This is a genomic window from Fusobacterium varium (assembly GCA_021531615.1).
Taxonomy (GTDB): Bacteria; Fusobacteriota; Fusobacteriia; order Fusobacteriales; family Fusobacteriaceae; genus Fusobacterium_A; species Fusobacterium_A varium_C.
In genome coordinates this window covers 92,489-106,387 of the sequence record JADYUE010000002.1, presented here as the reverse complement: position 1 = coordinate 106,387, position 13,899 = coordinate 92,489, and the positions used below count along the sequence as shown (strand labels likewise).

The 13,899-nt window shown below is 28.5% G+C and carries 10 protein-coding genes; 1 reads left to right on the top strand and 9 read right to left on the bottom strand.

All coding sequences use genetic code 11. The annotated features are described in order from the left end of the window. Positions 1 to 523: 523 nt before the first annotated feature. From I6E31_02590 to I6E31_02555, 8 genes are all read right to left on the bottom strand, one after another. Complete coding sequence (locus tag I6E31_02590; GenBank protein MCF2638857.1) at positions 524 to 2,737, bottom strand: tetratricopeptide repeat protein; 2,214 nt, start codon at positions 2,735 to 2,737, stop codon at positions 524 to 526. Positions 2,738 to 2,785: 48 nt separating this feature from the next. After that, positions 2,786 to 3,637 (bottom strand): YitT family protein, encoded by an 852-nt coding sequence (locus I6E31_02585; protein MCF2638856.1) that lies wholly within the window; start codon positions 3,635 to 3,637, stop codon positions 2,786 to 2,788. A gap of 1 nt (position 3,638) precedes the next feature. Then, a complete protein-coding gene (locus I6E31_02580) occupies positions 3,639 to 4,493 on the bottom strand; it encodes a mechanosensitive ion channel family protein (GenBank protein MCF2638855.1) in 855 nt (284 codons plus the stop codon). Positions 4,494 to 4,528: 35 nt separating this feature from the next. Beyond that, positions 4,529 to 5,305, bottom strand: coding sequence for a WG repeat-containing protein (locus I6E31_02575; protein MCF2638854.1), 777 nt, complete (start codon positions 5,303 to 5,305; stop codon positions 4,529 to 4,531). A gap of 151 nt (positions 5,306 to 5,456) precedes the next feature. Beyond that, entirely contained in the window at positions 5,457 to 6,014 is a 558-nt protein-coding gene (locus I6E31_02570; GenBank protein ID MCF2638853.1) for a Fe-S-containing hydro-lyase, read from the bottom strand. A gap of 49 nt (positions 6,015 to 6,063) precedes the next feature. Beyond that, positions 6,064 to 6,906, bottom strand: coding sequence for a fumarate hydratase (locus I6E31_02565; GenBank protein MCF2638852.1), 843 nt, complete (start codon positions 6,904 to 6,906; stop codon positions 6,064 to 6,066). A 591-nt stretch (positions 6,907 to 7,497) separates the two neighbouring features. Beyond that, entirely contained in the window at positions 7,498 to 8,667 is a 1,170-nt protein-coding gene (locus tag I6E31_02560; protein MCF2638851.1) for a hypothetical protein, read from the bottom strand. Positions 8,668 to 8,676: 9 nt separating this feature from the next. Further along, on the bottom strand, positions 8,677 to 9,447 hold the full coding sequence (locus I6E31_02555; GenBank protein MCF2638850.1) for an SDR family NAD(P)-dependent oxidoreductase: 771 nt from the start codon (positions 9,445 to 9,447) through the stop codon (positions 8,677 to 8,679). Positions 9,448 to 9,614: 167 nt separating this feature from the next. Here I6E31_02555 and I6E31_02550 point away from each other — a divergent pair, with 167 nt between their 5' ends. Next, on the top strand, positions 9,615 to 12,041 hold the full coding sequence (locus tag I6E31_02550; protein MCF2638849.1) for an autotransporter domain-containing protein: 2,427 nt from the start codon (positions 9,615 to 9,617) through the stop codon (positions 12,039 to 12,041). Positions 12,042 to 12,151: 110 nt separating this feature from the next. On the opposite strand, the gene I6E31_02545 is transcribed toward I6E31_02550, so the two are convergent. Next, complete coding sequence (locus tag I6E31_02545; GenBank protein MCF2638848.1) at positions 12,152 to 13,639, bottom strand: glycosyltransferase family 39 protein; 1,488 nt, start codon at positions 13,637 to 13,639, stop codon at positions 12,152 to 12,154. Positions 13,640 to 13,899 lie beyond the last annotated feature (260 nt).

Below are 13,899 nucleotides of genomic sequence, written 5' to 3'. Positions count from 1 at the left end.
TCAGCGTTCATCCTGAGCCAGGATCAAACTCTTCGTTCAATCTATTTTACTCAGTTGCATAACTGATATTTACACCAATTTATTGTTTGTTGATTTTATCATCTTTCTCTATTCTGTTGCTAATGTCCTTATTTTCTTTTTTTATTTTGTCCTTTTCTCTCACAGACAAGATTTATATTACCACAAATAATATTTTCTGTCAATAACTTTTTTTATTTTATTTTTTATGTTGAATATAAACTATAATATATCTAGCTAAACTCATTTTTTCTTGTGTATTGTTAGATTTTGACAAAGTACCTCTGCATTTAGCGATTATTAATCAAGTTAAGTTATCAGAATAATAAATACAAGCTTTATAAATATTTAGGATCACAGAAACTTTATTTCTGTATCTCAAAAGTAGTAGTTGTTTACACTACTCTACTTTTGGAAATTATAATTTATTTTTTCAAAATATAAAAAGAAAAGAGTTGAAGAAATCAATAAATAAAAATTATTGATTTACAACAACTCTACTATTTTAAGCTAACAACGTTGGAAGAGAATCTATTTGAGCTTTTACTATTTTATAATCTCTGCTCACTCCCTTATCATTAATATCAAGATATTTTTCAACATTTGTCAAATAAGTTCTAGCAGCTTCTTTTTCTCCAATTTCAGCAAAGTTCCATGCTAACTCTAAATCTACCCAGCCATTTAGTTCACCTTTTTCTTCAGCTTTTTTCATATATTTAATAGCCTCAATAAAGCTTCCTGTTTTTCTTAAACATATTCCTAAATGATAAAGTATCCAAGAATCATACTTATTATAAGTTAAAGCTTTTTTATAATTTTCTATAGCCTCTTCATCTTTATTTAACTTCTCTAAAGTCCATGCATATTGTGAATATATCCAGTCATCTTCTCTACCCATCTCAATAACTTTCTTAAAATATAGAAGAGCTTCTCTATAATCACCTAAACTATTTAAGTTCCAACCTTTTTCAGAATATAACCAAATGTCATCTCTGCCTAGTTTTTCAGATTTTTCAAGATATTCTAAGGCTTCTTTTGGCATATTCAATCTACCATAATTATAAGCTATTTCTGAATATATCCAATCATCCTTTCTTCCTTGTTCAACTGCTTTAAAAAGTTTTTCTAAAGCTAGTGCATTCTTTCCTGTTCTTCCTAAGGCTATTCCGTATTCAGAGTTTAACCAAGTATCATCTCTGCCTAATTCTTCAGCTCTTTGAAGATATTTTATTCCCTCTTTATAATTTCCTAATTCATCATAAGCCCATGCTAATTCAGAGTTTAACCAAGCATCATCTCTTCCTAGTTCTTTAGCTTTTAAAAAATACTCAATTCCCTCTTCAGCCTTATTATTTCTCAATCTACTATATCCAATTTCTGAATATATCCAGTCATCTTTTCTTCCTAATTCAACAGCTTTTTGAAGATATTTTTCTCCCTCTTCTGTTTTTCCAACTGCATCAAGATTCCAACCTAGTTCAGAGCATAGCCAAATATCTTCTCTTCCCATTTCCTCTACTTTTTTTAATATTTCAATAGCCTCTTCATGTTTAGAAAGTTGACCTAAATTCCAAGCTATACCTGAATAAAGTCTTATACTCTTTTCACCTTTCTCTTCAGCTTTCCTCAACTCTTCTATGGATTTTTCATGCTCATCAATATCTCCATAAGCAAGTCCTAACTCCATATGTAACCAAGCATCATCTCTTCCTAACCTTATAGCTTTTTCAAGATGTTCAATAGCCTCTTTAGCATCTCCTTTATTTCTTAAAGTCCAACCAAATTCAGATTCAAGCCAAATATTATCGTTATTCTCAACCTCTTTTGATTTTTCAAGATACTCTAACTCTTCATCATATCTATTCAAAACTCCAAGATTCCAAGCTATTTGATTGTAAAGCCATGAGTCTTTTCTTCCTAGTTCTTCAGCTTTTTTCAAATGCTCAATAGCTTCCTCATAATTTCCACTTTTTGAAAGTTGCCAAGCTAGTTCAGAATTTAACCAAATATCATCTCTTCCCATTTCATGAGCTCTTTTTAAAAACTTTATCCCCTCTTCTAAATTTCCAAGTACTCCATATGTTACACCTATTTGTGAAATAAGAAGCGAATTATCAGATGCCTCTTCCAATGCTTTTAGATAATATTTCAAAGCCTCTTCACTTCTTCCAACTTCATTCATACAGAAACCAATATTTAAATTTAATACAAAGTCCTTTTCTCCTAGCTCTTCAACTTTTAAATAATATTCCAAACTTTTATCAAACTGCGATCTTTCAAAATAGATATCTCCTACTGTTAAAAGGGTATTTACATCATTAGGCTCAAACTCTAGCATCTTTTCTAAATAGCTTAACGCTTCATCTTCTTTACCTAGTTTTTTCAAATTCCAACCTAATTCAAAATATGGCCAAGGATAGTTGGGATCTATCTCTAAAGCTTTCATTAAAAACTTATTTGCTTCCTCATAATTTTCTAGTCCACTATAAGCATAACCAACTCTATAATTCCACTTTTTATCCTTTTCTCCCTCTTCTTTAATAGACATAAATAGTTCTAAAGCTTTACTATAATTTCCAATATTATTCTCAGCTCTTCCCCATTCTGAAATTATCTCATAATCTCTCTCTTTTTCATCTATTTTTAAAATTTCCTCTATTGCTCCACTAGGATCTTTATCAGCCAAATCTTTTATCTTCTCTTTTAATTCTTTTAACATAAATATTTCCTCCTTTTTAAAGAAGTTTAACTCCATTTTTTAACTAAATTACTCATCTTTTATATTTTTAAACCCTTCTCCTAAAACCTCAGAAACATCTGTTATCGTTAAAAAAGCATGTGGATCTATCTCTTTTACTATTCTTTTTACCTTTATTATTTGATATTTACTTACAACACAATAGATAATATCTAAATTGTTATCTGTATAAGCTCCCATTCCATTTAAAATAGTTACTCCTCTCTCTGTCTCCTTCATTAACTCCTCTTTTAAAAGATCTGATTTCTTAGAGATTATTGTAACAGCTTTTGCCTTATCCATACCCTCTTGAACAAAATCAATAGTTTTAGTTAAAACTACTGCTGCTATAAGAGTATACATAAATACTTCTTTTCCAAATAGAAAAGCTACTACTGAAAGTACAATTACATCTAGTATTAACATAGCTTTTCCCACAGGAATACCTCTATATTTTGACATAATTCTAGCTACTATATCAGTTCCCCCTGTAGAACCTCCACATAAAAATATAAGTCCTAGACCTATACCTCCTATAAATCCTCCATAAAGAGATGCTAAAATTGTATCTGAAGTAGCTCCATTCATTCCCTCAGTAAGTCCTAAAGCAACTGACATCATAATAGTTCCATATAAAGTTTTTATAATAAAATCTTTTCCTAACATCTTCCATCCCAATATTAAAAGTGGAATATTTACAACAAAATAAGTTATTCCCACTGGAGTTTTAAAAAGATAATATATAATAAGAGCTATCCCTGTAACTCCTCCCTCTGCTAAATGATTACTTACATAAAAGTAATTTACTGCAAAAGCATAGATAAAACACCCTAGTGTCATAAAAAAATAGTCTTTTCCTAATTTTATAAATTTATTTGAAATTTTAATCACCTCTACAATTTTTTATATTAACATCCAATTTATTATATGGAATCTCAATATTTTCCTTATTAAATACCTCTATAATATGTGCTATTAAATTTCCTCTAGTTCTATAATATCCCTCTCTCTTTGTCCAAACTATAAAGTAGATATTTACTGAAGAATCTCCATAAGCCATTATATTTATAAATGGTTTTCTATCATGTTCTAATCCATCATATGTTTTACTGATATTTTCAAGAACTTCAACGGCTCTCTTTTGATCACACTCATATGAAACAGGAATTTCAAGCTTTATTCTACGATACTCATTAGCATCGTGGTTGATAACATTACTACTCAACATAACATTATTTGGAATAATTACCCTTTTACTATCTAGGGTATTAATATGAGTAGAGAATACATCAATTTTGTAAACCTCACCAAAAGCTCCATTTACCTCTATATACTCTCCAACAGTAAATGGTTTAGTAAATAGAATAACTACTCCTCCTGCAATGTTTGAAAGAAATCCCTTTAAAGATATTCCTATACCTAGTCCCACAGCACTTATCATAGTTATGATAGATTGTTCTTTAAATCCAAAAACAAGCAATCCAACTAAGAATAAAATTATATACATTCCTAATTTTATAAAAGATTTGCTAAATTGCCTTGCTCCTACATCAAATCTGTCTTTAGACATCATATCTACATAGGTTAAAATAACATTGATCAGTTTTTTTCCCATATAAAATATTAAAACAAAAACTAAAACTCTAACACAAAGAGAGATTGTGTCATTCACCATTACCTCAAATATTTTTTTTCCATCCTCATTTTCTAGTGCAGTAATTGTTGCTAAAAAATCCATTTCGTCATCTCCTTTTTATACTGCCCCCAAGATGTTTATAGATCTATTTTTTTCTTTTCCTTAATATTATCACTCCAAATTGTTCCTACTTTTCCCTTTGTATCATATAAGAAATTTACAACTACATCTTTAATATTACCACAAAAACTCTTAAAAACCTTTTTTTCTCCATTTGTGTCTATGTAATATCTTTCAGAATTCTCTCTTACATAAGCTTCACCATTTTTAAAAGGTCTACCATCTAAAAATTTAAACTCTGTTATTGCCTTTCCATCCTCATTTATATAGCCCCATCTTCCATCTTTCTTAACTAATGCAAACCCTTCTGAAAAATTTCTAGCATCCTCATATATCATTGGCACTTGAACACTACCATTAAAGTTAAGATATCCATATTTATATTTTCTATTTTCAACTTTATAGATTATAAAATATTTATTTGTTTTTTTATCATTAAGTTCACTATACATTTGAGATTCTTTATTTTTATATTTAAATTCTCCCATTTTACCAATCCATTTTCCCTCTTTTGATAAAATTCCCTCTCTATAATTTATATCGACTAAATATACATAATCTTTTTGAATAGAAACTAGCATATTATTTGGTTTAGTTATTAACTGGTTATCTTTATCAATAATACCATATAACCCTATATATCGTTTATCTCCATCTAATACCCTTCCTACCTTGTAATCTTTAAACTCTCTTTTTATTGGGACTTCTTCAAATATAAGATTATCTATCTTGATAAGTTCGCCCCCTAAAGCTGTGACAGTTGTTAGTAACATAATAATAAATAATCTTAGCATTTTAACCCCTCCCATTAGTATGTATTGTTACTAATATTATACCTTGAATTGAAGGAAAAAAAAAGAGGTAGTAAAACAAAAAAAAACGAACCTAAAGTGTTATTTTAACATAAAGGTTCGTTTTGAATACTCTAATTCCTAAAAAATCAAACTATTTATCTAGTTCATTCCATTTAGCTTGACCTTCTTGATAAAGATCTCCACCATAGATATCATTGATAACTATTGCAGGGAAGTCTACAACTTCCATTCTTCTTAATGCCTCTGCTCCTAAATCTTCATAAGTTATGATTTCAGCTTTTTTAATAGATTTAGCTATAAGAGCTGCTGCCCCTCCAACTGCTGCAAAGTATACAGCTTTTTCAGATTTTATAGCATCTTTAACCTCTTTAGATCTAGCTCCTTTACCTATCATTCCTTTTAGTCCCTCTTTGATAAGTCTAGGTGCATAAGCATCCATTCTGTAACTTGTAGTAGGTCCTGCACTTCCGATAGGTCTTCCAGGTTTAGCAGGTGTTGGTCCTACATAGTAGATAACTTGTCCTTTTACATCTATTGGAAGTTCTTTTCCTTCATCTAGTAATTTTACTAATCTAGCATGTGCAGCATCTCTAGCAGTATAGATAACTCCAGTGATTTTTACTGTATCTCCAGCTTTTAATTTAGCTATATCTTCTTCTTTTAATGGTGTAGTGATATGATATTCCATTTATATTCCCTCCTAAAACTTATTTTCAATAACCTTTAATATCCTCAAATTATAGTTCTACTTCTTTATGTCTAGCTGCATGGCAGTTAATATTAATAGCAACAGGTAGAGCTGCTATGTGGCATGGATAAGTTTCAACTTTAACTGCTAAAGCTGTAGTTCTTCCTCCAAGTCCTAAAGGTCCTACTCCTGTTTTATTGATAAGTTCTAGTAATTCTTCTTCTAATTTTGCATTGATAGGGCTGCTGCTCTTGTCGTTGATATCTCTAAGTACAGCTTTTTTAGCTAGAATTGCAGATTTTTCAAAGTTTCCTCCGATTCCTACTCCTACTATAATTGGTGGGCAAGGGTTTCCACCTGCATTTTTAATAGTTTCTACTACTAATTTTTTGATTCCGTCGATTCCGTCAGATGGTTTTAACATTCTTAAAGCACTCATGTTTTCAGAACCTCCACCTTTTGGAGCTACAACGATTTTTACTTTATCTGAACCTGGAACTAATGTAGTATGAATAACTGCTGGAGTATTGTCTTTAGTATTTACTCTATCTAAAGGATCTTTAACTACTGATTTTCTTAAATATCCTTTTTCATATCCTCTTCTTACTCCTTCATTAATAGCAGCATATATATCTCCAGGTATTCTTACTTCTGTTCCAACTTCTAAGAATACTACTACTATTCCTGTATCTTGACACATAGGAACTTGTTCATTAGCAGCAATCTCATCATTTTCAATGATTTGTCCTAAAATATTTTTTCCTACTTCTGATTCTTCTTTAGCATAAGCTTCTTTAATTTTGTCTAAAACTTCTTTTCCAATAAAGTAGTTTCCTTCGATACACATTCTTTCTACTTCATCAGTTACTCTTTGTAAATCTAATTCTTTCATTATATATCACCCTTCCTTTAGTATTTTAAAAGGTACAAATTTGTATTTCTATAATAAGATAATACCACATTTCATACAATTATTGAATAGTTTTACTAATAGAAATTTAAAATGTTTAGTCAGTTTTACATTTATTTTATTAATAATAAATATATTGTATAAATATAATTGTACAGTTTTTCTCTAACTTTAATTATTAAAACTACAATATATCTAACTAAGCTCAGTTATCTAGCACATCGCTAGGTTTTGACAAAGTACCTTTATATTTAGCGATTAATAGTCAATTTTAGTTATCTATATTTCTTTTTTAACATCAAGTTGTCTCCATGTCAGTGAATAAAGAATCCCTATGGCTCATTCCGTTGAAAATGCAAAACTCACTCGCAAGCTCGCTCAAACACGTTGCATTTTCTTAACTGCATTTCGCTGAGGGATTCTAATATTCACTTCCAAATTACGTCAACTTGATGTTAGGGGTAATATAAGTTTTGTTAATATAGCTTTAAGGATCACAGAAACTTTGTTTCTGCGTCTCAAAAGTAGTAGTCGTTTGCACTCCTCTACTTTTGGAAATTATAGTTTAATATCTTACCAACCAATTATTCTATTTGAATCTAATCTTTCTAATTCACTATTTATTTCTGAAGTCCCAATATCTAAAACTTTATTTATCATCTCATTTTTTCCCATTACAAATCTCTCAGGTTCACTTACAGGAAATCTATACATATCTCTTGGTAAAATTCTCAAAGGGTAATATCTTGTCCAAGCTACTTCATCAACATATCTAATTGTTTTACTATCACTTGCTATCTCTCTATTTCCCTTTCTCTCACTTAAAATATATGATAAACCATACTCAGCAACAGTTGTTTTAACATATCTCTCATATCTATAAAAAATCTCTACTTCATATTCTTCTTCAACAGGAACATACTTTACCTTCTCTACAACCTGTCCATTAACTATCTCTTCAACTACAACTCTTTTTATAACAGTTCTTGTTCTAGTTTCAAAATAGCTATCTATTCCACTAAACATTTGAACAGTAGGTGGAATATATCTGAAATTTTCTAAATCTATTTTCAAATCAAGATTTGCCTTCTCTCTATTTACAGAAAACAATGGATAAGATTTAATATCATTTTGAACAACAGTTCTAAATCTACTAAAAAACTGATCGTTAACTCTACTTCTAGAAATCTCTAAATTAAATCTTCCCTCAGCATTTTTTCTACTTTCATTGTACTTATTTAAAATATCTCTTCGATTATCTATATTATATTTTTTAGCCTCACTATAAAATCCAAATTTTCTAAGTTTATCTTCATAGTTAGTAGCTAGAAAACTATTTCCAATCTTATAGAAACTATCTGACGTTTCTCTCTTTATTGAAGTTTGTTCTTCAAAAGGTGGCTTTATTATAGCTATCTGATTTTTACTAGCCTCTGGTAAAGCATAATATGTTTCCTGTACTCTTAAAAGATTTAAAAGTGCTTTAGTATACCCTTCAATATCTCTATCCTTTGTCATCTCTATATTATTATAATATTTTCTCTCCCCTTCTGGATAGATCAATTCAAAGGCATCTAGTGTTCTTCTATCATTGGGATCATTTTTCAATATTTCTAACAAACTGTATAAAGATTTTGTATAATCTCCCTTTTCAGCAGTTTTATAAGCATCTCTCACTTGAAAATATGTACAACTGCTAAAAATTAATATTAAACTTAAAAGAAAAACTATTTTTCTCTTCATATTTCCTCCCTAATTCAAAGTTTCTATCTGTTTTTTCCTTTGAATCTTTTCTATATTTTTTAATTGTATTTTCCAAGGAATAAACTTATTTAGATAGTATAAAATCCTATTTACTCTCCCAGGAATTGAAAGTTTTTTTCCTGAAATATAATCTCTGTAACACTGATTGGCTACCTCTTCTGGAGTAGTTATATAGAATTTTTTTGCTCCCTCTATCTCACTTTTCATTCCCTTAAAATTAGTTGCTGTTGGTCCAGGGCATAGTAACATTATCTTTATATTTTTCCCTTTACTCTCCTCTATCAAACCAAAAGTCAAGCTATTTACATAGGCTTTAGTTGCATAATAACCACACATTAAAGGTCCTCCAACTTGAAACCCTGCCGTAGATGAGATATTGATTATTCCTCCCTCTTTTCTCTCTAGCATCTTCTTATAAAAATATTTAGTTAGTATCAAAAGAGCTTGAATATTGATATCTATCATTCTTTGCTCCTCAATCAGCGATATATTTTCAAACTCTCCTATCTCTCCTATACCTGCTCCATTGATTAATAAATCTATCTCTCTACCCCTAATCTCCTCTAAAAATTCTATTATCTCCTTTTCCTTGCCAATATCTCTACTATATATTTCTATTTTATCTCCATATTTTAACTTTAACTCTTCTAATATTTTTTTATTCCGTCCAACAGCTAATATATTCCAACTATTCTTATAAAACACCTCAATTAGTGCTTGTCCTATCCCACCTGTTGCCCCTGTTATTAAAACATTCATATTATCCTTTCCTTTCATCTATATATTTAATTATACCCTAGCTTTCAGTAAATTCCAATATGTTAAGATGCGATAAAAAAATTTTTATTTAAAAAAAGGAATTTAATTCTTTTAACTAATATAAATAAAGTGAAGTTAAAAAATTAACAATAAATTAAGGAGGAATAATGTTTAAAAGAAAAAAACTGAAGCAACAAGCATCTGTACTCTTTCTAACTCTTTCTTTTTTTAGCTATACTGAAGATAAGGTAATTTACAACGATAAGGATGTTAAAGAAAGAATCAATGTAAAAGAAGGAGAGACTTTTTACAACAATGGAGTCATTAAAAATAATGATTCAACAGGAGTACAAGCTTTAAAAAATTCTACTGTTTATAATAACAAGACTATCTCAAATAAAGGGGATTATGGTGTTGAAGGAGAGGGAGCTTTAAACATTACCAACAACCTTCATGGAGTTATCAGTAATGGTGGTAGTGTTGGTATTGGATTATATAATGGAAATACAATAAAAAACAGTGGTATGATAATGAATAAAGGAAGTTATGGTATTGAAGGAGATAATATAGTATCTGTTACTAATGAAGATAGTGGTTTCATCAATAACCATAACGATTATGGAATTAAAATAGTTAATGGGCAAAATATAACAAATAAAGGAGTAATAGAGAATAAAGGGAATTATGGTATTTATGCTGATCATGTTACTGAAGTTTTAAATAATGAAGGGGCTATTATTAAAAATACTGGTGAACATGGAATCTATTTAGAAAATTCAAAATTCACTAATAAAGGGATTGTTAGTAATGGAAATAATTATGGAGTTTATGTTAAAAATAGTAATTTTGAAAATTCAACTTCTGGAATAATAGAAAATAAGGGAGATTATGGAGTTGTAATTGAAGGAAAAAGCTACGGTGTAAACTATGGAACTATTGCTAATGAAGGGAATTATGGAGTTCAAGTTGAAAATTCAGGAACCTTTGTTAATCATGGAACTATCTCTCAAAAAGGAGAAACTGCTATTCTTTTAGGTGGGGGAGATAATATTTTAGAACTAGGAACAGATTCAAAAATAAAGGGAATTATTGAAGGGAATAGAGGAACTGATACTTTAATCTTATCAGAATCCCCCATTGGAAAAACTGCAAAAATAGATTATCAGATAAAAAATTTCTCAAATATTGCAGTAAAATCTGGAACATGGACTCTTGATAATAACCTTGTATTAGCTGTACCTGATAAATATAAAGATAAAAATACTGCATTTTCTCAACCTCCATTCCCCATTAATGATATGAATGGAAATTTCAAAATAGAAAAAAATAGAAATTTAATTATGAATATAGAAGTCAGTGATCTACTTACACCAACAATATCTACTGGAACTTTACTAAATGAAGGAACAATTATTAAAAGACCAATAGATTCTATGTATGTAACAAATGATAAACAAATTTTAATTCCTACTATTTATATTAAAGATGTTAAAAATAGTAATATTGGAAATATAAAAATAGTAAATGTTGCTGAAGGTTGGGAAGGAAAATATAATTTTGATAAAAATAATGGAATTATTTATTTAATTTTAAATAAACTTGATGAATCTATTATAAACAGAAACATTGTTGGTGGTTTCTATGAATCTATCTATAACTATCCAAAATCAAATATTCATCAACTAAATAATTTAAAAACTAGAGAAAAAAATTATAATTTTAATAGAGAAAGTATTATCAACAAAGATGATTCTAAAAATGATTTCCAACTAATTGGAAGTCACGGAAAATATTATGGTAGTTCTTGGCATCCTGCTTACTCATATAATTCTTACGGAGTAAATGGACAATCAAGTTTTCCTATAAGTGATAAATTAATTTTAGGCTTAAACTATGATTATATAGGTAGTAAAGTTGATTATAAAGATATGGCTAATAGTAAAGAAAATATAGATTCTTTTATAGTTGTTGGAAGTATCTCCTATTTAAACAACAACTGGCTAAACACTTTACAAGGAGGAGCTGGTTACTCAAGACATGATTTAAAAAGATATATTTTAGATAGAGAGGATAATTTTAATAAACGTGAAATTAAAGGTGATTACAGTTCAAATTTATACTCTATTGGATGGGAAACAGGCTATATTCTTGGAACAAATAAAAAATATCTATACCCTTTTATAGGAGTAGATTATGTTTGGAACAAAGATAATAGTTATAGAGAAAAGCAACTAATTAACAGAGATGAAGATGATTACTCTTTAAATGTGAGAAAAAATATAGAATCTAGTGCTATTTTTAAAACAGGATTGAAATTTAACTACTCTTTTACAGAGAAATTACATATAAATGGAGATTTACAATGGTATCATAGAGAGAAAAATTACAAGGACAATGATGCAAACTTTATTTTTAAACCTGATGTACACTACACTATTCCAACTTTAAAAACTTCAAAGGATATACAAAGTTTAAATCTTACTACAACTTACAAAACTGATTCTTCAACTGAATATTCACTAGCTTTGGATAGTATTATTAATAAAAAATATATTGATACATCTGTTGCTATTGGGGTAAAATACAGATTTTAATATAAGAGACTAAAAAACTGTTGTAATTGGTAAAACTTATCAATTACAACAGTTTTTCTTTTAACTAATTATGGTTATTTTTTAAAGCCTTTCTAATTTTAAGTAAATTATTATTCTCTTTCAAAAATAGAGTATGAATTATTAGTAAACTTCAATTTCAAATTTTTCACATCATTAAATTTATCATTGTACTTGCTTTTTATCACAAAATAATTTTTAGAATTATCTTTGTTCAATATATCTTTTATTTTCTCTAGCTCTTGAATATTTGTAATATTACTATCTTTTATTTTAGGTTCTATCCCCTCTATATTTTTAAAATCTTCAAATCTATATGTATATATCTTTCTATTATCTTGGATTTGAGCAACTACAGGTTTTAGAGTAAAATATCTATTAAATGTTCCCATTCCCTGTGCCAATATCCCAAAGATAATTACAATTGAAAGGGGAATTGTTAAAAATCTTCTGTACTGATTTCCTCTATTTTTTAAGATTTTATTAAGAAAAAGTGAAATAATCAAAATAGTTGAAAGAATTTTTAATAAAACTTTTCCTATTTTCTTATTTTTTATCTTAATAAAAAAATTTAGACTCAATAAAATCATTCCAGTAAAAAGTGGTAGCATATAGATATCCAATTTCCCACTAGCTAAAGAGAATAAAATAAGAGGTACTATACTCCAAATAACACCTATTTTTTCTAAATAATTCCATTTACTATAATTTTTTATATCCTTCAAATAGTGAAAAATACCACAATACCAGAATAGAGAGTATGGAAATATTAAAAAGCTCAATCTTACAAAATAGTAATAAAAAGGTTTTATATGAGTTTTAGCCTTTACAATTCTTCCAACTGTTTCTTGTTTAAACATTAAAGATAGATACTCTTTTCCCTCTGGTTGCAGATAGATAAATAAAAACCAAGCTAAAGCACAAAATAGAATAAGTCCTAACCCTGCTAAAAAATTTATCTTCTTTAAAAAAATAAGATTTTTCTCTAAAATTAAAAATCCCAAGATAATTGAAAGGGGAACCATTCCTCCTGCTATCCCCTTAGTAAAAATTCCTAAGAAGATTGAAAGATATAAAATTACTTTATTAATCCAACTATTTTTTATCAAATTAAAGTATATACTAAAAAAATAGTATAAACTAATAGTTATAAATAGATTCATCAACATATCCATTCTTAAAAAGACAGATATTCCCATAAAAAATGGAGTTGTTGCTAATGAAATAGCAACTAAAAAACCAAATTTTTCACTTTTTAATTTGGCAAAAAGATGGTACATTAAAATAACTATTATAAAAGAGGGAATGATACTTCCAAATACAATAGATAAAAAATTAAAATTCTCAAAGCTTTCTTTAAAAAATCTGATTAACCAAAAATATAGTGGTGGCTTATCTGGGTAGAGTTCTGAAAAATATTTCAAGATAAAAAACTCTCTGCTTTTAATTAGATTATCTGTTATTGCATAGTATTTTATCTCATTTTTTATATCTGGAAACCTTGTTAAAGCTATTGGGATATAGATTATTAGATAGATAAATAAAATTTTAAAAATATTCTTATATGAGATTTTTTGCATAGTTGCCTCCTTTTAAATATTTTCTATTCTCTCATATAAAAATTAAGATTTAGTTAAAAAATGTAATGTATCCCCTAAATAGTTAAAAAAAATAAATTATCCCTAACATCAAGTTGACGTAATTTGGAAGTGAATATTAGAATTCCTCAGCGAAATGAAGTTAAGAAAATGCAACGTGTTTGAGACGAAGTCGAGTTTTGCATTTTCAACGAAATGAGCCATAGAGATTCTTTATTCACTGACATGGAGACAACTTGATG